At 64.7% G+C, this 20,899-nt stretch carries 17 protein-coding genes, 1 tRNA gene and 1 pseudogene; 10 read left to right on the forward strand and 9 right to left on the reverse strand.

Annotation, left to right across the window (positions count from 1 at the left end; genetic code table 11):
• Together dnaG and rpoD are read left to right on the forward strand one after the other, a co-directional pair.
• Nucleotides 1-1,727: DNA primase (gene dnaG / locus IC50_RS31665; RefSeq protein ID WP_035714555.1), on the forward strand; the 1,727-nt coding region annotated here is incomplete at its 5' end.
• Nucleotides 1,728-2,102: 375 nt separating this feature from the next.
• Nucleotides 2,103-4,247: an RNA polymerase sigma factor RpoD gene (gene rpoD / locus IC50_RS31670; protein ID WP_035714558.1), complete on the forward strand. Its 2,145-nt coding sequence runs from the start codon at nt 2,103-2,105 to the stop codon at nt 4,245-4,247.
• Nucleotides 4,248-4,324: 77 nt separating this feature from the next.
• Here the strand turns inward: rpoD and IC50_RS31675 are convergent, their stop codons facing one another.
• From IC50_RS31675 to IC50_RS31685, 3 genes are all read right to left on the reverse strand, one after another.
• Nucleotides 4,325-4,561 (reverse strand): hypothetical protein, encoded by a 237-nt coding sequence (locus IC50_RS31675; RefSeq protein ID WP_035714560.1) that lies wholly within the window; start codon nt 4,559-4,561, stop codon nt 4,325-4,327.
• 516 nt (nt 4,562-5,077) lie between these two features.
• Nucleotides 5,078-5,422, reverse strand: a complete 345-nt coding sequence (locus IC50_RS31680; protein WP_035714562.1) for a hypothetical protein — start codon at nt 5,420-5,422, stop codon at nt 5,078-5,080.
• Between the two features lie 134 nt (nt 5,423-5,556).
• A complete protein-coding gene (locus IC50_RS31685) occupies nt 5,557-6,084 on the reverse strand; it encodes a hypothetical protein (RefSeq protein ID WP_035714567.1) in 528 nt (175 codons plus the stop codon).
• Between the two features lie 202 nt (nt 6,085-6,286).
• On the opposite strand from IC50_RS31685, the gene IC50_RS31690 reads away from it, so the two are divergent.
• The gene (locus IC50_RS31690) at nt 6,287-7,093 is read left to right on the forward strand and encodes a lytic murein transglycosylase (RefSeq protein WP_035714570.1); all 807 of its coding nucleotides are present in this window, start codon (nt 6,287-6,289) and stop codon (nt 7,091-7,093) included.
• A gap of 248 nt (nt 7,094-7,341) precedes the next feature.
• Here IC50_RS31690 and IC50_RS43395 read toward each other — a convergent pair.
• Nucleotides 7,342-7,502: pseudogene (locus tag IC50_RS43395) on the reverse strand (acetoin dehydrogenase); the annotation flags it as partial.
• 118 nt (nt 7,503-7,620) lie between these two features.
• On the opposite strand from IC50_RS43395, the gene IC50_RS31695 reads away from it, so the two are divergent.
• From IC50_RS31695 to IC50_RS31710, 4 genes are all read left to right on the forward strand, one after another.
• Nucleotides 7,621-7,995: a response regulator gene (locus tag IC50_RS31695; RefSeq protein WP_035714575.1), complete on the forward strand. Its 375-nt coding sequence runs from the start codon at nt 7,621-7,623 to the stop codon at nt 7,993-7,995.
• 55 nt (nt 7,996-8,050) lie between these two features.
• On the forward strand, nt 8,051-8,662 hold the full coding sequence (locus IC50_RS31700; protein ID WP_035714579.1) for a LysE family translocator: 612 nt from the start codon (nt 8,051-8,053) through the stop codon (nt 8,660-8,662).
• 621 nt (nt 8,663-9,283) lie between these two features.
• Nucleotides 9,284-10,495: a GGDEF domain-containing protein gene (locus IC50_RS31705; protein ID WP_035714583.1), complete on the forward strand. Its 1,212-nt coding sequence runs from the start codon at nt 9,284-9,286 to the stop codon at nt 10,493-10,495.
• Nucleotides 10,496-10,530: 35 nt separating this feature from the next.
• Complete coding sequence (locus IC50_RS31710) at nt 10,531-11,166, forward strand: peptidoglycan recognition protein family protein (RefSeq protein ID WP_035714585.1); 636 nt, start codon at nt 10,531-10,533, stop codon at nt 11,164-11,166.
• Between the two features lie 189 nt (nt 11,167-11,355).
• On the opposite strand, the gene rpoH is transcribed toward IC50_RS31710, so the two are convergent.
• Both rpoH and IC50_RS31720 read right to left on the reverse strand, forming a co-directional pair.
• Nucleotides 11,356-12,255 (reverse strand): RNA polymerase sigma factor RpoH, encoded by a 900-nt coding sequence (gene rpoH, locus IC50_RS31715; protein WP_035714587.1) that lies wholly within the window; start codon nt 12,253-12,255, stop codon nt 11,356-11,358.
• 218 nt (nt 12,256-12,473) lie between these two features.
• Nucleotides 12,474-13,496: an RluA family pseudouridine synthase gene (locus IC50_RS31720; protein WP_063826483.1), complete on the reverse strand. Its 1,023-nt coding sequence runs from the start codon at nt 13,494-13,496 to the stop codon at nt 12,474-12,476.
• On the opposite strand from IC50_RS31720, the gene IC50_RS31725 reads away from it, so the two are divergent.
• The 3 genes from IC50_RS31725 to IC50_RS31735 all read left to right on the forward strand — a co-directional run bounded on the left by IC50_RS31725 (nt 13,495) and on the right by IC50_RS31735 (nt 15,907).
• The gene (locus tag IC50_RS31725; protein WP_035714594.1) at nt 13,495-13,839 is read left to right on the forward strand and encodes a hypothetical protein; all 345 of its coding nucleotides are present in this window, start codon (nt 13,495-13,497) and stop codon (nt 13,837-13,839) included. The genes IC50_RS31720 and IC50_RS31725 overlap by 2 nt on opposite strands.
• Before the next feature lie 57 nt (nt 13,840-13,896).
• Nucleotides 13,897-13,971: transfer RNA gene (locus IC50_RS31730), tRNA-Glu, on the forward strand.
• 118 nt (nt 13,972-14,089) lie between these two features.
• Nucleotides 14,090-15,907, forward strand: coding sequence for a DEAD/DEAH box helicase (locus IC50_RS31735; protein ID WP_050991159.1), 1,818 nt, complete (start codon nt 14,090-14,092; stop codon nt 15,905-15,907).
• A 24-nt stretch (nt 15,908-15,931) separates the two neighbouring features.
• On the opposite strand, the gene IC50_RS31740 is transcribed toward IC50_RS31735, so the two are convergent.
• The 3 genes from IC50_RS31740 to IC50_RS31750 all read right to left on the reverse strand — a co-directional run bounded on the left by IC50_RS31740 (nt 15,932) and on the right by IC50_RS31750 (nt 20,873).
• Complete coding sequence (locus tag IC50_RS31740; RefSeq protein ID WP_085974071.1) at nt 15,932-16,957, reverse strand: alpha/beta fold hydrolase; 1,026 nt, start codon at nt 16,955-16,957, stop codon at nt 15,932-15,934.
• 194 nt (nt 16,958-17,151) lie between these two features.
• Nucleotides 17,152-18,597, reverse strand: coding sequence for a PepSY domain-containing protein (locus IC50_RS31745; RefSeq protein WP_035714601.1), 1,446 nt, complete (start codon nt 18,595-18,597; stop codon nt 17,152-17,154).
• 2 nt (nt 18,598-18,599) lie between these two features.
• A complete protein-coding gene (locus tag IC50_RS31750; RefSeq protein ID WP_035714604.1) occupies nt 18,600-20,873 on the reverse strand; it encodes a TonB-dependent receptor in 2,274 nt (757 codons plus the stop codon).
• Between the last annotated feature and the right edge of the window lie 26 nt (nt 20,874-20,899).

Here is a 20,899-nt window from a genome sequence, read left to right on the forward strand (position 1 = left end):
ATGCGGCGCGGCAGGAGCAGCGGCGCCGCTCACTGCACGACGTCATGGATCTCGCCGCAAAGTATTTCGCGGAGACATTGGCCTCGCGCGTCGGCGCCAAGGCGCGCGGCTATCTCGCCGACCGCGCCATCTCGCCGGCAACGCAATTGCAGTTCCGCCTCGGCTATGCTCCGCCCGACCGCTTCACGCTGAAGGAGCATCTCGGCAAGCTCGGCGTCTCCGTCGACGACATGGTCGAGACCGGGCTGTTGATTGGCGGCGACGATATCCCCGTGCCGTATGACCGCTTCCGCGATCGCGTGATGTTTCCGATCACTGATTTGCGCGGCCGCGTCATCGCCTTCGGCGGGCGCGCGCTCGAGAAGGACGTTCCGGCAAAATACCTGAACTCGCCGGAGACGCCGCTCTTTCACAAGGGCGACAATCTCTACAACCACCAGACCGCGCGCAAGGCGACCCATGACGGCAGCACGCTGATCGTGGTCGAAGGCTATGTCGACGTCATCGCCATGGTCACCGCGGGCTTTGCAGGCAGCGTCGCGCCGCTTGGCACCGCACTCACCGAAAGCCAGCTCGCGCTGCTCTGGAAGATGGCGGACGAGCCGATCCTCTGCTTCGACGGCGACCGCGCCGGACAGAAGGCGGCTTATCGTGCGGCCGACCTCGCGCTGCCGTTTCTCGCGCCGGGCAAGAGCCTGCGCTTCGCGCTGCTGCCGGAAGGGCAGGACCCCGATGATCTCGTGCGCTCCGGCGGGCGCGGCGCGATCGAGGAGGTGATCGCGGCGGCGCGGCCGCTCGCCGACATGATCTGGTCGCGCGAGCTCGAAGGCGGCAATTTCGCCACCCCCGAGCGCCGCGCCGCGCTTGAAGCGCGCATCAAGGAGCTTACGAACGGCATCCGCGACGAGGTGGTGCGGCGCTATTATCGCGACGAATTCGTCGAACGGCTGCAGCGCACCTTCGCGCCCGAAGGTGGGCGCGGCTTTGGCGGCCGGGGCAGTTTCCGCCCCGGCGGCGGCCGGCCATTCCAGCCGAGGGCAGGTGCGAATCGATTCGGCGGCCAAGGGGGCGGCCAAGGGTTTGGCGGCCAAGGCTTTGGCGGCGGCCGCCGCGGCGCACCCGGTCCGACCCCGCTCCCCTCCGGTCCCTACCAGGCGGCGAGCCCCCAGCTGGCGGCAAGTCCGATCATGAAGGGCCAGCGCAGCGCCATCTCCCGCCGGGAGGCCTTGATCCTGCAATGCCTGATCAACCACCCCTGGCTGCTGCATGAGCATCTCGAGGAGGTCGCCGCCCTGGAGCTGGCCCATCCCGAGGCTCACAAGCTCAGGGCGGGCATCATTGCTGCCTTCGCCAACGACCACCACCATTCTCCGGACCCGGAGGAGCAGGCGGAGAAGATGCGCTCCGACCTCGAGAAGGGTGGATTTGCCCAGCTACTTCAAAGAGTTGAACGCTCTATCACCACCGCGGCGGTGTGGGGTGCCCGCGAAGGCGCCGCACGGGACGACGTTCTTGCCACCTGGCATCAGCTGGTTGCCTTGCATCGGCAATGGCATTCACTACTTAGAGAGCTGAAGGACGCCGAGCTGGCCTTGGGGGAGGACCCCAGCGAGGCCAATTTGGCGTGGCTGCGTGACGTCAAGGCTCGGATAGGCGAAGTCGACGGCACCGAAGCCCTGATCGAGGGTTTTGGCGAGCTGTCGGGTCGGTTCCAGAAGAGCATGTGATGAAAGAATCATGCGGACGGCCGGGGCCGGAACCGCTAAAAGACTCGCCAAATCCAAGGTTTGGCGGCAAAAACAGGGTTAATCGAGGCTTAACGGTCTTGTAGCACTTTGGCCCAGAGGCGGCCGCAGGCAGAACAGACGCGTCAGGAATAAATCCGCGCAATCGCTGTTGGCACTACACCTGCATCCGCTGCGACAAAGAGGCTGACGAAGCGTTAGGCAATTCCGGCGAGAGAAAGTTGGGGGTGGCGAGAGATATGTGCGCCGCCCTTTCCGTGTCGAGAGCTGCCGAAGCGAGAGCGTCGAGCAACAGGTTCATGTGAATTCAGGCAGGCGCGGCGAGCGTCTCGCATGAAGCGCGTTTAGGAGCAATGGATGGCCACCAAGGCAAAGACGCTGCAGGCGAAGGACAAGGAAAAAGACGACAAGGCAGCGGACGCGCCGGAGAAGGATTCCCAGGACGCGCCCTCGCCCTTGCTCGACCTGTCCGACGCCGCCGTGAAGAAGATGATCAAGCAGGCCAAGAAGCGCGGCTTCGTGACCTTCGATCAGCTCAACGAAGTCCTGCCGTCCGACCAGACCTCGCCCGAACAGATCGAGGACATCATGTCGATGCTCTCGGACATGGGCATCAACGTCACCGAAGCCGACGACACCGAAGGCGAGGAGGAGAAGGACGAGGGCGACGACGAGACCGATAACGAGCTCGTCGAGGTCACCCAGAAGGCCGTCACCGAGGTCAAGAAGAGCGAGCCGGGCGAGCGCACCGACGATCCCGTGCGCATGTATCTGCGCGAGATGGGCACGGTCGAGCTGCTGTCCCGCGAAGGTGAAATCGCGATCGCCAAGCGCATCGAGGCCGGCCGCGAGGCGATGATCGCGGGCCTCTGCGAAAGCCCGCTGACCTTCCAGGCCATCATCATCTGGCGCGACGAGCTCAACGAAGGCAAGATCTTCCTTCGCGACATCATCGATCTCGAAGCGACCTATGCCGGGCCCGACGCCAAGGGCGGCATGAACACCGCGATGATCGCAGGTCCCGGCGGCGAGACCGGTGAAGCTTCGGCCGAGGGCGGCGAGGCCGCCGCCTCCTCCGCCGCTGCGCCCGCGCATGTCGCCCCGCCCGCCGCGCCCCCGTCGCCAACCCCGTTCCGCGCCGCGCCTGCCGGCGGCGGTGCCGAGGCGGGCGAGGAGAAGGATCCGGGCGAGGCTGCAGCCGAAGCCGACATGGACGACGACGAGTTCGAGAACCAGATGTCGCTCGCGGCGATCGAGGCCGAGCTCAAGCCGAAGGTGGTCGAGATCTTCGACAAGATCGCCGACAGCTACAAGAAGCTGCGCAAGCTTCAGGAGCAGGACATCCAGAACCAGCTCCAGAACGAGTCGCTCTCGCCGCACCAGGAGCGCAAATACAAGAAGCTGAAGGACGAGATCATCGTCGAGGTGAAGTCGCTGCGCCTCAACCAGGCGCGCATCGACAGTCTCGTCGAGCAGCTCTACGACATCAACAAGCGCCTCGTCTCGCATGAAGGCCGCCTGATGCGCCTTGCCGACAGCCACGGCGTCGCGCGCGAGGACTTCCTGCGCAACTACACCGGCTCGGAGCTCGACCCGCGCTGGCTCAACCGCGTCTCGAAGCTGTCGGCCAAGGGCTGGAAGAACTTCGTTCACTACGAGAAGGACCGCATCAAGGACCTCCGCCACGAGGTGCATCAACTCGCCGCGCTGACCGGCCTCGAGATCGTCGAGTTCCGCAAGATCGTGCACTCCGTGCAGAAGGGCGAGCGCGAAGCACGCCAGGCCAAGAAGGAGATGGTGGAAGCCAATCTCCGTCTCGTGATCTCGATCGCCAAGAAGTACACCAACCGCGGCCTGCAGTTCCTCGACCTGATCCAGGAAGGCAACATCGGCCTGATGAAGGCGGTCGACAAGTTCGAGTACCGCCGCGGCTACAAGTTCTCGACCTACGCCACGTGGTGGATCCGGCAGGCGATCACCCGCAGCATCGCCGACCAGGCCCGCACCATCCGCATCCCCGTGCACATGATCGAGACGATCAACAAGATCGTGCGCACCTCCCGCCAGATGCTCAACGAGATCGGCCGCGAGCCGACCCCGGAAGAGCTCGCCGAAAAGCTCGGCATGCCCCTGGAGAAGGTCCGCAAGGTCCTCAAGATCGCCAAGGAGCCGCTGTCGCTGGAGACGCCGGTCGGTGACGAAGAGGATTCGCATCTCGGCGATTTCATCGAGGACAAGAACGCGATCCTCCCCATCGACGCCGCGATCCAGTCCAATTTGCGCGAGACCACCACGCGCGTGCTGGCGTCCTTGACGCCGCGCGAAGAACGCGTCCTGCGCATGCGCTTCGGCATCGGCATGAACACCGACCACACGCTGGAAGAAGTGGGGCAACAGTTCAGCGTGACGCGCGAGCGTATCCGTCAGATCGAAGCGAAGGCGCTAAGGAAGCTGAAGCATCCGTCAAGGTCGCGGAAGCTGCGGAGCTTCTTGGATAATTGATCGTAGTCAGCGATCCAGAACAAAACGGCGGGCCTTGGCTCGCCGTTTTTCTTCTCGTCATTGCGAAGCTGAAAAGCCTACTTTTTCTTCGCCCCCACCCGTTCGATCCGCTTGATTTCCAGCGCGGGCCGGCCGCTCTTCTCGGCGATCTCGCGGTCCTGCTCCATGATGAAGGCGCGGGCGGGTTCGTCGCCGTCGAGGCCGCCGAGGAGTTCGGCGGGCACGCGGCGGTTGGAGCGCTGCGAATCGTCTTCATAGACGACGTTGAAGAAGGCGAATTCGCCTTTGGGGTTGGTTCCGGGTTTTTTGGCCATGGCGGCTTGTCGTCGATCAGGACGCCGCAGTCAAATGACTTTGGCGGTCGTCGGCCCGGAGCCGCGGCCTCGCGGAACTCCCCGCGCCGTCGGATCGACGAAACCCTTTTGCAGGAGGGAAGCGCCCGGCGCTTCGCAAGATCAGATGCGGAATCCTCGATAAACGGCGGGCCGCGAAGCCCGCCGTTTATTCTTGGTCTTCAGCGTCGCCGGGGCTGGCAGGGCGACAACCTAAAATAGAATGCTAATGCCTTCGCCATACGATGGCAAGGTAAATCGTGAGCGCGTTGATGTCGCAGCGTGCGCATCAGACATGCGTCGATCACGCGCGCCGCCGTCACGCGTTTCGAACGTAGTTAGTTGGACAGTCGAAATACTTTGTTCATTTTGCTGGCTCTCGCAGTGCAACGAGAACGCTTCGCCTTGTAGGAAAGTGCGTTGGCCTGCACGCCTTCCCGCCTGCGAGCAGCTTACGTGATAACAGATGTTACAGGCGTGCGCCGTGCGACGTGCATGTCACCTTGTCCGCGTGCGCTGCACCACTTCCCGCACGGCGAGCCGCGATCCGTGGCCGCCGTCCTTGTCGCCGTCCTCCTTGCGTCCCTGCGCCATGATCGCGCTGCCCATCGCGGCCGAGCCGAAGGTGATGAGGAAGGAGGCGAGCAGCAGGAGAAGCGCAACGCCGGGCGCGCGATCGGCGAAGATCAGCTCGCGCAGATGTCCGGGGTTGAGCCAGAGCAGGCCGCCGACCAGCAGCGCGGCGGCGCAGGCGCCGATCGCGAGGTTGATGGCGAGCAGGCGGAACAGGGGGATGCGCAGGAGAGTGGGGCGAGGTGGTTGAGCGGGCTGATGGTCGGACATGGTTGATCGCTTCGTGCTGGCTCAACACATCGCGCGACGGCGCTGCGCAAGAGGAGGGTGGCGGACCACGCGTCTCATACGGCAGCGTCGCGGCCTTTGGGACTCAATCCTCGGAAGCCCACCGCATCCCGCCGTCAGGCCGCCGGCGCCACCGGGTGGCCCGCCTCGCTCGCCTGCGCCGCCTGCTGGCGCTCCATCATGGTCTGCCACAGCGTTGCGATGCTCTCTTGCGTCTGCGGGGCGATCAGGCAATGGCCCTCATTGTCGAAGCCGCAGAACCGCACCGACGCGTCCTTCTTCACCTCGGTCAGCGCTTGGTTGATCATCTCCAGGCACGTCATGACCTGGCCGACGTCCTGCAGGCGCGTGTGATGCAGGATGTCCATCAGGCGGAACGTCATCACCGCGGGGCGGCCGAAGCTGATGCCGGGGCGGCCGAGCTCGAACAGCACGTTCACCGCAGGAAGCACGCCGCGGATGTGCTCGAGCACGCCGGCCATGTCCTCCACGTTGCAGGCGACGAGATGGGCAGCCTGCGGCGGCGCGGCCACCGGCGTTGGTGGCGCAAGGCCGAGCGCGGCGATCACCTCCTGCTCGATCCATTGCCGCACCGGGGCGGGGGCATTGCGGATCTGCTCGGCGGTCAAGGTAATTCCGGTCATGTGAGGTCTCCTGTTTGCCTCAATCTAGAAAGCACGGCGTGGGACGGTTTGATGCGGATCAAGCCTTGCGCCTCAAGCCTTGCGCCTCAAGGTCTTGCGCTTCAAGGTCTTGCGCTTCAAGGTCTTGCGCTTTGACGCTCGCAGCGTTCCCGGGCATGATCACCAGCTGCTTCGCGCCAGGATTTTGGGGGATTGCTTCCACATGCCGAGACTGCTTCTCGCCGCCGCCTTCGTCATTTGTCTGGCCGGCGGGTCGGCGCAGGCCGCGCGCTGCGGCGGTGATTTCGATAGTTTTATCGCCGGCATGGCGCAGGAAGCGCAGGCCGCCGGCGTCTCGGCGAGCGTGACCAATGCCGCGCTCAGCGGCGTGACGCAGGATGGCGCCGTGCTCGCCTTCGACCGGCGCCAGCGCTACACCTTCAAGAAGAGCTTCGAGCAGTACGTCTCGACCCGCGTCGGCCCCGGCCGCATCAATGGCGGCCGCGCGATGCTGCAGCGTCACGCGACGTTGCTGTCGCGCATCGAGCAGCAATTCGGCGTGCCCCGCTATATCCTGGTCGCGATCTGGGGGCTGGAGAGCGATTTCGGCAAGGGCGACACCGGCAAGCTGCCGGTGATCCGCACGCTGGCGACGCTCGCGCATGATTGCCGCCGCACCGATCTGTTCCAGGGCGAACTGCTCGCCGCGCTCAAGATCGTGCAGCGCGGCGACCTGCCGCTGCGCGACCTCATCGGCGCCTATGCCGGCGAGATCGGCCAGACCCAGTTCCTGCCGTCGTCCTACGTTAAATACGGCGTCGATTTCGACGGCGACGGCCATGTCGACCTCCGCCACAGTGTTCCCGACGTGCTCGCCTCGACCGCGAACCTCCTGCACACCAACGGCTTCAAGATGGGCCAGCCCTATGGCGAAGGCACCGCCAATTTCGAGGCGATGCGGGAGTGGAACAGAGCGGTGGTCTACCGCAAGACCATCGGGTATTTCGCTGACCGGCTGGCGGGGCAGTGAGGAGCCACATACTCGCTGTCATCCTCGCTGTCATCGCCCGGCTTGCCGCCTTTGCTGAAGCTTCGGCGTGCCGAGCATCCGTGTGGGCCTCGGCGTAGCCTTGGCGGAGCCGGGACCGGGCGATCCAGTACGCCGAGACAGTCGTGGTTCAATCGAGAAGCCGCGGCGCGCTGGATTCCCCGCTTTCGCGGGAAATGACAGCGGAGTGTGAACGTGTGTTGTTGCGCCCCTGACTCCTTCCCCGTCCGCTTCGCCATCTTCTCCAGCCGCCGCTGCAACGGCGCCCACGACGTCCCAAAGGCCGAAGCGCGGGCAACAGGTCCATGAAACGGGCGTCGTTGCCGATCAGGATGCGCGGTTCGTTCTTCTCGATGCCCCTGATGATGCGCAGCGCGGCGTCCTTCGGCGAATTCCCCCCGTCGAGTCCCCAATCGTGGAACCATGAATTACTTTTTTGAAATCAGACCGAACCGTTGCCGGCCTCGGCTTTTAACACCTGTTGTAGAGGCATGCATTGGGAGCCGCCGATGGGACAGGCAGAACCATTTCGCGCGACAGTGCTCATCGTTGAAGACGACGTCATGCAGCGGGAGATGCTTTGCGTTCTGCTGGAACAGAGCGGCTACCGGGTGATCCAGTGCGAAAGCGCCGAGGCGGCCGAGCGCGTCCTCGACACGAGCGCCGGCACGCTCTGTCTGATGCTGACCGACGTCCAGCTCGCCGGCCGCATGAACGGCGTCGAGCTCGCGCACGTCGCCAAGCACCGCAATCCGAAGCTCGATGTCGTCGTCACCTCCGGCCGTCCCTTGAAGCAGCCCTTGCCCGATGGCGCCAAGTTCTGGGCTAAACCCTGGGCGCCGCTCGACGTGCTGCGCGAGGCCGAGATCGCCCAGCGGTCCTGATGGCTGCCCCGCGGGCTCGCTTTCTCGCCGCGAGCCGCGGTGGTAGGGTCCGACCATGACCCTGTCCTTCCTGCTCACCTCGCTCATCGTCGTCGCTTCTCCGGGCACCGGCGTGCTCTACACCCTGGCCGCGGCGCTGACCCGCGGCTCGCGGGCCAGCATGGCCGCCGCCTTCGGCTGCACGCTCGGCATCGTGCCGCACATGGTGGCGGCGATGCTCGGCCTTGCCGCCGTGCTCCACACCAGCGCGCTCGCCTTCGCCGCGCTGAAATGGTGCGGCGTCGGCTATCTGCTCTACATGTCCTGGCAGGCGCTGCGCGAGACGGGGGCGCTGGCGGTTGACGGCGAGATCAAGCAGCGTTCGAGCGGCCGCGTCATCGTCACCGGCTTTCTGATCAACATCCTCAATCCAAAACTGTCGATCTTCTTCCTCGCCTTCCTGCCGCAGTTCATCGCAACGGACGAGGCTCACGTGCTGGCGCGCATGCTGGAATTGAGCGGCGCCTTCATGGCGATGACCTTTGCGGTGTTCGTCCTCTACGGCCTCTGCGCCGCCTCGGTGCGCGAGCGCGTCATCTCCCGTCCGCGCGTCATGGCCTGGCTGCGGCGGAGTTTTGCGGCAGGGTTTGCCGCGCTCGGTGCCAAGCTGGCGTTCGCCGAGCGGTAGGTGCCTCTTCAGGGAGTGAGAGAGCGGAGTTCGAAAAGCCAACAAATAAAAAAGCGGGCCTGTTGCCCGCCACCTTCAACCCCGATCGAGGTTACCCGACGCCCGGGCGGAGCGATACTCCACCCGGGCAAAGAAACAGAAGCCTCGTTACTTCTTCTTCGCCTTCTTGGCCTTTTTCGCCTTCTTCTTCGTCGCCTTCTTCGCTTTCTTAGCCATAGTATCCTCTTAGGGGTTAATGGTGGAACGCGACACGAGGGATGCTCGGCGGAGGGCCAGCCTCGCAACATCCTCAATGACAAACTCAGCAGATTCGGAGCCGGCTGCCCCGCGCTGTCATATCTCCGTCATCGCGTTATCCACAGCTCAGATGCATTTTCGGGTGAATTTGGTGCGCGAATCCGCATCGCCGCGCCAGCGCAGCATCGCTGGCGGCAGGCTTAGCGATCCGGCAACAACCGCGCGCCGTTCATGAATCCAAAACCAAAGGCGCGTTTTCAAGGATCGCAGTGAGACTCCGTTAAGCGCAACAGCCGCATTGTCCCCCGCAAGAAAACGGGGATGGGTGATGGACCGACGGCTGCCAGGGACGGGGGGCGCGAGGCTGCGCGTGCTGCACGTGTCATGCTGAACATACCGACATTGTGGACCGTCTTCGTCGTCAACTTCCTGGCGCTCGGCGTGATCTGGGCCTACGTGACGCGGTCCTATCCGAAATTTGCCGCTGCGCGGTTCTGGATGGCGTCGTGCTTCGTCGGTGCGATCGGGGCGACGACGGCGCTGGTCCGCCTGTTCGTCGCGTCTCCCCTGCCGCTTCTGCTCGGCGCGGCCGGCATCATCGCGGCGAGCTGCCTCGCTGCCATGGGCATTCAGCGCTTCTATGACCGGCCGGTCTCGTGGCGCCTCATGACGGTCGCGGGAAGCCTGAGCTTTGCCGGCGTTGTGGTCTTCATGGTCGGCTTCGACCACATGCAGTTGCGCATGCTCAGCTACACGTTCGGCCAGGCCCTGCCGCTGGTGCTGGCGCTGCGTCTGCTGCTGTCGCCGCCCGAGGGCCGCGTCAGCCCGGGCGCGCGGCTGTCCGGCATCGTCATCCTCGCCATCATCGCGATCCTCCTTGTCCGCACCATCGGCAATCTGCTCGGCCACGATCTGTCGGCGAAGGCCGGCGGTCAGACCCATGGCGTCATGGTGCTGGGGCTGCTGTTCCTGTCGATGACGCTCAATTTCGGCTTCCTGCTGATGGCCATGGACCGGCTGCGCAACGAGGTCGCCGACCTCGCGCTGCTCGACGATCTCACCGGCGTCGCCAACCGGCGGCATCTGTTGCAGCGCCTGACCGAGGAATGCGCCCGCTCGGAGCGCAGCGGTGGGCCGTTCTCGCTGCTGGTGATCGATCTCGACGGCTTCAAGACCATCAACGACACCCACGGCCATGCCGCCGGCGATGCCTGCCTGAAGCACTTCACCCTGATGGCGCAGACGCGCCTCCGGCCCGGCGACATGCTCGCCCGCACCGGCGGCGACGAGTTCTGCGTCGTGCTGCCGTCCTCGTCCTTGCGCGAGGCCGCCGCGATCGCCCGCCGCGTGCTCGAGGTCTGCCGTCGGGATGCCGAGGCCTGTACCGGCAGTGAGATCCCGATCGCGATCTCGATCGGCGTCGCGGAGTGGGATCGCGGCATCGGCCAATTCCCGGACCGCCTGATGGCCAATGCCGACCACGCGCTCTATGCCGCCAAGAAGAACGGCAAGAACGACTTTGCCGTCTACGATCCGGCTCCGCCGCTCTCGCCCGAGCCGATCGGCGCGGACCAAAGCCGGCGCACATTCGCGTAGAGCCGTGCTACATCGGGGACCGTGATGGATCCCGCATGATGATTGCTCGCCTGCTCGCGGCCGTTCTGGCCGCTCTTTTTCTGATTGCCGCCGCTGCTGCTGCCGCTGCCCAGGACGCCGAGCTCGCAAAGCTCGCGCGCGCCTCCGGCACGCCCGACATCCCCGGCTTGAGGATCGTCTGGCTGGCCCCGTGGGGCGACGTCCGCAACGCAAGACCCTGGCGCAACATCGTCGTGCACCAGACCGAGGGACCTGCGGGCTCGGCGCGCGGCGGCGCGCAAGCGCAGGCGAAGAACCCGACCCGACGCGGCGTCACGGTCTGGGTCGAGACCGACGGCACGGTCTATTGGGCCGTCGCCGAGAATTTGGTGCCGACCCACGGCGACGGCGCCAACCGCAACGACAACAAATACATCGACAACAGGCCGACCTATCGCCAGGTGGTGCGTGACAACTCGATCGGCGTCGAGTTCGCCGGCAACTATCCCGACGTGACGACCGGCCCGACCGAAGCACAGGTCGCGGCGTGGCAGATCCTCGTGAAGGTGCTGCGCGCGCGCTACCACATCCCGCCTGACCGCGTCTATGCGCACAACTGGATCGACTACAAGGACGCCCGCTATTGCGAAGGCTGCACGCTTGCGACGCTGGCAAGGGAGTGGGGGGAGTAGGCCTCAGTTGTCATTGACGGGAGCAGCGGCACCGCTCCGGTCAAGCTTGGGGCACGACGCCGAAGCTTGGCGTTGCGCTTTGAGGTCCATCACTCGAGCTGGCCTCAAGCACGCAACAAAAAAGCCGGCGTTGCCGCCGGCTTTTCGTCTCGATCGATCCGCCAATTTCTCTCCGCGGCGAAGCCCCGCTTAGTGCGCGGCTTCCAGCGCGGCCTGTTCCTGCCTTGCGATCGTGCCCTTGACCGCGGACTGCACCTTCTCGAAGGCGCGGACCTCGATCTGGCGGACGCGCTCGCGCGACACGCCGAACTCGGCAGCGAGGTCTTCCAGCGTCATCGGCTCATCGGCGAGGCGGCGGGCCTCGAAGATGCGGCGTTCGCGCGGGTTGAGCACGCCCATCGCGCCGTTCAGCGCTTCACGGCGTTCGTCATATTCCTCGTGCTCGGCCAGCATGGCCTCCTGGTTGGGCGTATTGTCGACCAGCCAGTCCTGCCATTCGCCGGCTTCGCCGTCGTCGCGGATCGGCGCGTTGAGCGACGCATCGCCGCCGAGGCGGCGGTTCATGTCGATCACGTCCTGATCGGTGACGCCGAGGCGCTTGGCAATCAACTTCACCTGGTCGGGGCGCAGATCGCCCTCGTCCAGCGCGTTGATCTTGCTCTTCGCCTTGCGCAGGTTGAAGAACAGCTTCTTCTGGTTCGCGGTGGTGCCCATCTTCACGAGCGACCAGGAACGCAGGATGTACTCTTGAATCGACGCCTTGATCCACCACATGGCGTAGGTGGCGAGACGGAACCCCTTCTCGGGTTCGAAACGCTTCACCGCCTGCATCAGGCCGACATTGCCTTCCGAGACGACCTCGGAGATCGGCAGGCCGTAGCCGCGATAGCCCATGGCGATCTTGGCCACGAGGCGGAGGTGGCTGGTGACGAGTTGGTGCGCCGCGTCGCGATCGTCATGCTCGCGCCAACGCTTGGCGAGCATGTATTCCTGCTGGGGTTCCAGCATCGGGAATTTGCGGATCTCGGCGAGGTAGCGAGAAAGGCCGGATTCTCCATTGAGGACCGGCAAAGCAGCGGTACGGGCCATAGTGCGCCCTCCAAAAGGTTCAGGCCCCCGATAGCGGCGGGCCAGGCAGACGACCGCTGTGTTAAAGCCGGCCGTAGCTGCGATGTTCCGCGTTGGTCATTTCAACGCACGCGCAATATACCCCATCGGGGGTCGAAAAGGGAAGGATTGCTGACGTCACGTCCCCGTGTGGCAGCTATAACTTTTTGTAATGTAAAGCGTTTCTGAAGGGGCCTGCGTCATAGCGCCGCTTTGAGCGCTCGTTCCAGGAGGAGCAAATCCTCCGGCAGAGGCGCCTCCCAGTGCAGAAGTTCTCCTGTCCTCGGGTGCTCCAATACCAGCAGGTAGGCATGCAAGGCCTGCCGCCCCAGCGCCGCCAAAGCGGCCTGCGCCTCGGGGCCGAGCTGGTTCGCCTTGGTCTTGAAATGCGGGCCATAGACAGGGTCGCCCAGCAGCGGGTGGCCGATATGGGCGAGGTGGACGCGGATCTGATGGGTGCGGCCGGTCTCGAGCTCGCAGGCGAGCAGGGCGGCCACCGGATTGCCGTCGCGCCCGGCAAAGCTCTCCAGGATCTCCCAATGCGTCACCGCCGCGCGGCCGCCCTGGCGCACCGCCATCTTCTCCCGCGCATGCGGGTGGCGGTCGATCGGCGCATCGACGGTGCCGCGGTGCCGGCCGGGCAGGCCCCAGGCGAACGCCATGTAGCCGCGCCGCATCGCGCCGGTGCGGCCGTGGTCGGCGAATTGCGCCGTCAACGAGGCATGGGCGAGGTCGTTCTTGGCGACCACCATCAGCCCCGTCGTGTCCTTGTCGAGCCGGTGCACGATCCCGGGCCGGCGCACCCCGCCGATGCCCGACAGCGAGGCGCCGCAATGGGCGATCAGCGCGTTGACCAGCGTGCCGGTCTCGTGCCCGGCCGCGGGGTGCACGACCAGGCCCTTCGGCTTGTTGATGACGACGATGTCGTCGTCCTCGAACACGATATCGAGGGCGATATCCTCCCCCTTGGGCTCCGGCGGAGCCGCCTCCGGCACGTCGATTATGATCGTATCGCCGGATGCGACGTGATAAGCGGGGTCGCGGACCGCGGAGGCCTTCAGGTGCACCGCGCCCGCCAGGATCAGGGCTTTCAGCCTCGATCGCGACAGCTCCGGCAGGCGCGCCGCCAGCACGCGGTCGAGCCGGGTCGAGCCCTCGTCGCCGGCGACCACGACCTCCAACCTTTGCGCAGAGCCGACACTCTTAGGGCCAAGACTTTCCATGACGACGTCTGATACCGCTGTTCCCGAACCGACCCCCGAGCAGGCCGCGCTGTTCGCGCGGGTGCGGCGGATGATGCTGATCGCGGGGTTGACCACGGCGCTGGCGATCTGCGCCGTATTGATCGCGGTGGGCTACCGCCTTTTCAAGTCGGAGGGAAGGGCGCCCGAGGCGGTGGGCGACGTCACCGCCACCCTGCCGAAGGGTGCCAGGATCGTCTCGATCGGGGTTGCCGGCGACCGCCTCGTGGTCACGCTGGACGTCGGCGGGGTCACCGAGATCCGCACCTTCGACGCGCGCACGTTGAGGCCGGCCGGAAAGCTGAAATTTGCCAATGAGCCGTAAAAGGCCGGTCGGGGTCCTTGCGGCGGACAAATTTCGAGGCTATTGGCTTGCCCTTACGCTCCCTTCGTCTAGCGGTTAGGACGCGGCCCTCTCAAGGCTGAAACAGGGGTTCGATTCCCCTAGGGAGCGCCAGAAAAATCCTAAGCCATTGAAAACCTGCACACTCTAGGCAACCATGTGTGCCTGGAAAGACCCCCTGCTACGCAACTGGCCTCACAGGGTGGTCCGCAATGGCGCTCGCGGTCGCAACATGGCAATCCTGATCCCGAGTCTCGGCTTCGCGCGCTTCGACAGCCGTGGGGAGCTACGACTGGCGGAACGACTCAAGGACTTCCTCGAAGACAACGCTGTCGTCTGGCACAACCTCCCTGTTGGCCCCCTCAACCGGCATCCGGATTTCATTGTCGTTCATCCCGTGAACGGTCTGCTCGTGCTCGAGGTGAAGGACTGGCGCCTGGAGACGATTGTTTCGGCGGACAAGACGAAGGTCGAGTTGCTGACAAATCGTGGTGTCGTACGGCAGAGCAATCCCCTCGAGCAGGCGCGCAAGTATACGTTCGAGGTCGTGCGCACGCTGGAGCGCGACGGACAATTGTTGTTTCCGCCCGGTCATCGCTTCGCGGGCCGGGCCATTTTTCCGTTCGGCTTCGGGGCCGTATTCACGAACATCACGCGCAAGCAGTTCGATCAGACCAATCTCAAGGAGGTGCTGGCCGAGCATCTATGTCTGTTCAAGGACGAGATGACGGAGGGCGCGGATCCCGAAGAATTCCGGACCGGATTGTGGCGCATGGTTCATCCGCGTCTCGGAGAGCCGCTGTCCATGCCGCAGTTCGACCGCCTGCGGGCGCTGCTCTTCCCGGAGATCCGCATACGACAGATTGCCCTGCCTCTGGACGAGGCGCCCCGGGCCGATCCTTCGGACCGGACGCTTGCAGTCATGGATCTGCATCAGGAGCAGTTCGCGCGCAGTCTGGGAGAAGGGCATCGAATCATTCGCGGCGTCGCCGGATCGGGCAAGACGCTGATCCTGGCCTTTCGAGCCGAGTATCTGGCGCGTGCGGCGGCGAAGCCGGTGCTCATCCTGTGTTACGCCAATGGCATCGCGGGGCGACTTGAGGATGCCATGCAGAGCAGGGGCGTGGAGGACCGCGTTCAGGTTCTCACCTTCCATTCATGGTGTTACCGGATGCTGCGGACTTACGGGATTTCCGCTCCATCCGAACGAGACTATCCGGATTACGCAGAGCGACTGGCTGCGAGCGTTTCAGAGGTCGTGAAGGCGGTAGATCAAGGCCATATCCCGGCGGAGCAGTACGACGCTGTCCTGATCGACGAGGCTCACGACTTCGAGCCGCAATGGCTCGCGCTTGCGGCCAGGATGGTGAACCCGCGCACCAAGGCGCTGATGGTCGTCTACGACGACATCCAGGCCATCTACAAGGGACGTGAGCGCCCGGTGTGGAGTCAGCTCGGGATCGAGGCCAAGGGCAGAACGACCGTGTTGAAGGTCAACTACCGCAACACGGCGCAAATCGTTGCCTTCGCCAGACGCTTCGCTGCCGACGTCATTGGCGCGCCGGGCATCACGGCCGACGACGAGCACGCCATTCTGTTGCCCGAAGATGCGGGCCGGCAGGGACTGGAGCCGGCCGTGCGGCGGTGTGTGAGCATCGACGCGGAAGCTCACTGCGTCGCCGAGTGGTTTCTCGACCGGAAAAGAGCCGGCTACGAGTGGTCGCAGATGGCGTGTCTCTACCCGGAGCACTGGATCGGCGGACGGGTCGCGCAGATCCTCGCCCGGCACGACGCGCCGATCGACATGGCCAAGGACAATCGCAACAGAGTCTCGGTCAAGCGGGTGGCCGTGCGGTTCCTGAGCATGCACAGTGCGAAAGGCCTGGAGTTTCCCTGCGTCGCCATTGCCGGATTGGGCCTGCTCGGCCGCCACGGCGAGACCGTCGAGGAATGTGTCCGGCTGACCTATGTCGGGGTGACCCGGGCGACCCACGAGGCACTCCTGACGTATTCGAGCGAGTCGGCCTTGGTGCAGCGTCTGATCGCGTAGAATGGCCCCCGTGCGGGGATTCTCTCACGCCGTTGTGCCGTCGATCGAGCGGCGGATCACCTGCTGCACGTCCGCGTTCGACAGGAACAGGTCGTGGTTGATGATGCCCCAGCCTTCCGCTGACGCATCGACGACGCGCACACCGAGCCGCGCGATGGCGGCCTTCTCGGCGGCGCCGACCCGCGTCATTCCACCTGCGATCTGTCCCGACAGCGCCAGTGCGCGATCGTTCGTCGCCGCGATCACGGTGATCTTGCCGGCGAGCGGGCCGATGCGCTGGATCGCCGACGAGAACACGTCCATGTCGATGTCGGGCGCGGCAAACACCACCGCGCCGATCTTGCTGGTGACCGTGTCGCCGTATCGCGCATGGAGCTGGCGCAGGCCTTCGAGCGTCAGCATGGTTCCCATGCTGTGCGCAACGATGTGCACGCGGCCGCTGCCCGGAGCCGACACCAGCGCCGACAGCACGCGTTCGAAATCGTCGCGAGACCACATCGCGCTGTCGCGGTCATAGGCGTAGTCGAACAATCCTGCCCTGGAGGGCCAGGAAAACGCGATGGTCCGGCCGCGGAACTTGATTCCGTCGGAGAGATGGGCGGCATCCAGCACCGCCGTCTCGAATGTCTGCTTGAAGCCGTGCACATAGATCAGCACGTCCCCTCCGTCGGCCAGCGCGGCGAGATCGCCGGCGTCGGCCGACACCGGTTCGACGCGATCCAGACGCCAATCCCCGAGTCCAACTGAGGCGAGAGAAAGACGGCTCTCGTCCGGGGCCACCAGCCTGGCCCGCGCGATCGTCATGCTCGTTGCGCGCTCGGGCCCGAACCAGGGTTTCGTGCGACCGCCGTTCACGCGCTTGCGCGTGGTCGCGACCAGCAACGTGGGATCGACGGAGAGGGACGATGCGTCATAGCGTGCGCCGGTCGCGCCGAGGCCGGCGCATCCGCCGAGCGCAAGGGCACTCCCTGCCGACACAAGTCCGCCGAGGAGGGCGCGGCGCGAAACAGAATGACGGGAGTCGCGTTGCAGAAAACGTCGGACGATCACACGGAACCCTCGGGAACTTTGCCCACTATAACGCTGCCCCGCCCAGCTCCCTGAATGACAATGGGGGCGAGAAGACGGCGGAACAGCTTTGCGGTTCGTCGCATGATCGCTGCGCTCGCGCTCGCCGTCCGGAACCTGCGGCGACCGGCCAATCGGACCGCGTCGCTATCATACTCGTTCGAAGTGGGTTTGCTTCAGCGGCGCAGATAACGCCAGCCGACGACGACACCGCTCACCGAGACGATGGTGCCAAGGATCGACAGCAGCCATACAACGATGTCCCAGGCCGGGCGATGCATCAGCAGCAGGCGGAAATCGAAGCTGTGCAGCGCGTTGAACAGCCAGCGATATGTGCGACGGCTGCTGTCCGCGCGGCCAACGATGTCGCCGGTGACGGGGCTGATGTGAAACCATGTTCTAGCATCATCATCAAACACGGCGCGCAGCACCGGCAACTCGCGGTCGTGATGATGCGCATACCAGTGAGAGTCGTATTCTTCGAGGACCATCCGTTCCGCCAAGCGGGCTTGCGGCAGCAGTTTCGCTGCGGCAGTCCAAAGGCGATCCTGCGGGATCGCCGTCGTCTGGCCCGAGGTCACATCCAGCGGCCGCTGCGTGCCATCGCGCGCTGCGGCGACGATCATCGGGCTGCCATCGAGCCAGACAAAACGCGCTTCGACCGCGGCGGATTGCGGCGTTGGCAGCTTCGTCGCAATCGTCGGCGCATCGTGGCCGGCATAGCGCTGCAGCACCTCGCCCGTCGTGTTGCGACTTGCGAAATATTCGCCGGGGTTGAGCGAAAGCCAACCGGAGAACGTCCAGGTCAGCACGAAGATGCCCGCGACCAGGCCGGTGACGTGGTGCCACGCCATCCAGCCACGATAGGGCGTGATCCTGCCGCTCGCATAGCGCCGCTTCAGCCGCACGCGAAGGATGCCGATCCAGATGCCGGTGACGCCGATGATCAGGCAAATGCCGGATATCCAAAGCACGACCAGCCGCCACAACGGCCCGTCCTTGCGCAATACTGTCGGGTAGATCCAGTGCGGGATCGAGCCGAGCCAGTTCCAGACGCGTTCGGTGTGATTGGTGTCGAGCGCGATCTCGCCGGAGCGCGAGGAGACGTAGAGCTTGGTGCCGGCATTGTCGCCGAGCCCGATGAGGTAGAGCGGTCGCAGCGGATCGTACCGGGCCGTTACGCTCCATTGGTCGCGATCGATGATGTCTTCGAGTTGCGGTGATCTGCTCGCGGGATGATGTTGCGCGACCGCGAGCGCCTGCCGTTCGGAAACGTCCGTGATGACGCGGCCGTCGGCTGCGGAAATCGCCTGCCGCTTGCCGTCCCAGCCGGTGATCCGATACACCGGCTCGTCGGCCAGCATGGAAAGCCGGAGATCGCGCGGATAGCGCGTGGCGCCCGCCGCCTTCATCGCGTCGTCCGGCGACAGCGCCACCTTCTCCCATTGAATGTCGGGAAGCGCTGCCAGCCTTTCCTTGTCGGAAAGGCCGGGAAAGGCGACGTACATCATCACCACGCCGGACATGAACCACATGGCGAACAACAGGCAGGTGATGATGCCGACCCAGCGATGGCTGATATAGAGCCACCGCCGGAGTGTGCGTTTCAGGGCGCGTGCCACGCTCAGAACTTCACGTTGACTGCGACTTGCGCCGTGCGCGGCATGCCGAGCAGCCACTGGGTGGTACCGCCCGACGTGGTGTAGACCTCATCGAACAGATTGTAGACGCGGAACGACACGGTGGTATTGAGATCGGGCTTCCACTGCACACCGGCATTGACGACGGTGTAGGCTGGGCGCGTCACGGTGTTGGCATTGTCCGCGTAGGTCTTGCCGACGATCTGCACGCCCGCATTGGCCGACCAGTTCGGTGCAAAGGCCCAGGTCGCCCAGATGTTGGAGACGGTCTGCGGCACGTTGACCGGCACGTTGCCGGCATAGTTCACGGCTACGCCGCCGACCGACTGCACGAAATCGTCGTATCTCGCGCGGAGGAAGGCGGTATTGGCATCGATCCGCCAGCCATAATCGAGCAGGAATCCGACCGATGCTTCGACACCGCGCGATGATTGCTGGCCGACCTGGACGGTCAGCGAAGGAATGTTCGGATCGCGTGCCAGCAGGTTGTTCTTCATGATCTCGTAGCCGGCCAGGGTCCATTCACCGCGGCCGCCCCAGAACGATTGCTTGACGCCGATCTCGATTTGTCTGCCGGTGGCGAGGTCGAACTGCTTGTTTGCGGACGACAGCGAGATGATCCCCCCGACCGGATCGACCGCGGTGGCATACTGGCCATAGAAAGCGAGATCCTTGACGGGCGTATAGACCGCGCCGGCGCGCCAAGTCGTCGAGGAGAACGACTTTTCGAAGCTGTTGGCGGGCGTGACATAGTCGGTGCGCGTGACCGTCGGCTCATCCTGGCGGATGCCGGCAATCAGGGACAATTGCTCGGTGACCGACAGCCGGTTCTCGGCGAACAGCGCGTATTGGTTGGTCACGCTGCCGAAACCGGGGACCGTGGGGTTCGGACTACTGAATACGCCTGGAACGAAGCTGTACGGATTGACGGGCGACGAGCCGCCATAGGGCGAGTTGTTGGTGTGGGTAAAATTGATGCTGTTGACGTCAAAGCCTGCCAGGAACTCGTTGGCCATGCCGAAGACATGTCCGCGGAATTTCGCATCCATGCGATTGCCGACCTGCTGCTGGTCGTGAAAGATCTCGATGTAGCTGCTTCGATTGATCAGGCCGGTGGCGGGATTGTAGGCGTAGCTCTCGACGTCCTTCCAGTGCCTCCTGGAGTTCAGGTAGTAGAGCGTGTTCTGGATCGAGATTCCTTCGGCGACCTGCCATTCGGTCTTCACCTGGTTCCAGCTGTCCTGGTATCGGATGTGACTGTCGCCGACATTGTAGTTCTTGAAGCGTAGCGATTCGTCGAACCTGCCGTTGATCAGCGGCGTGCCGAAGTAGCGCGACGGGTTGCGGTCACCGTAATCCGTGGACAGCGTCCAGGTGACGTCTTCGTTCTGCCTGATCTGGACCACGGCATGAAGCGCGACATTCGAGGTGTTGTCGCGATCGACCCATCCGTCCGACATATTGCCGGTGGCGGTGATCCGGTAGGCGACGTCCTTGCTGACCGGACCGCCGCTATCCACGGCAATTCGCCGCGTCATGTTGCTGTCCAGCGAGACCTCCGCCTGGTTGCGCGGGACCCACGACGGCAGTTTCGAAACGATGTTGATGGCGCCGCCTACCGCGCCCGCGCCATACATCACCGACGCAGGGCCGCGCAGCACTTCGATGCGCTCGGTCGACCACGTGTCGAACGGAAAGGTCACCGTCCCGGCACCGATATAGAGCTGGGTGCCGTCGTACAGCGTCATGACGGATCCAAGGCCCGTGAAGCCGCGGGTGTTGAACGAGACGCCGCCATTGCCCGGTGCCGGGCTCGCCGTGAAGCCGGTGGCGTTTTGCGTCACCGCGTCGAGGATGTTCTGCTGGCCGCGTTCAGAAATGGTTTCAGCCGAGATCACCTCGACGCTGGCCGGCGTCTGCAGTCGCGTCAAGCCCAGTCGGCTACCGGCGGTGCTAGCGCCGGTGAGGTTGAGCGTCGGTGCGGCGAACACGGGACCCGTCGGGTTGGCAGTCGGAGCACGCGTGTCGGTAGCTACCCTTCGCTGCTGACGTGAGCGCGCGAGGAGCGCGGCATCGCTGCGTCGGGTGCTGCGGCCATTCTGTGGCCTCGCGCGCGGCTGCACCACCACAGGATCGAGCGTCTGGGCCGGCCTTTCGGACTGTGCCCAGCCATCGGTCGATAGCACGAGGCAGGAGAATGCAGCTGAACGGAGAAACGCGCGGCGACGCCGTGGCGTGAAGATGGTACGGGAGGTCATCAATAGGCTCGCGATAACGTGGCACG

It is taken from the genome of Bradyrhizobium genomosp. I (2014) (genome assembly GCF_000261685.1).
Lineage (GTDB): Bacteria > Pseudomonadota > Alphaproteobacteria > Rhizobiales > Xanthobacteraceae > Bradyrhizobium.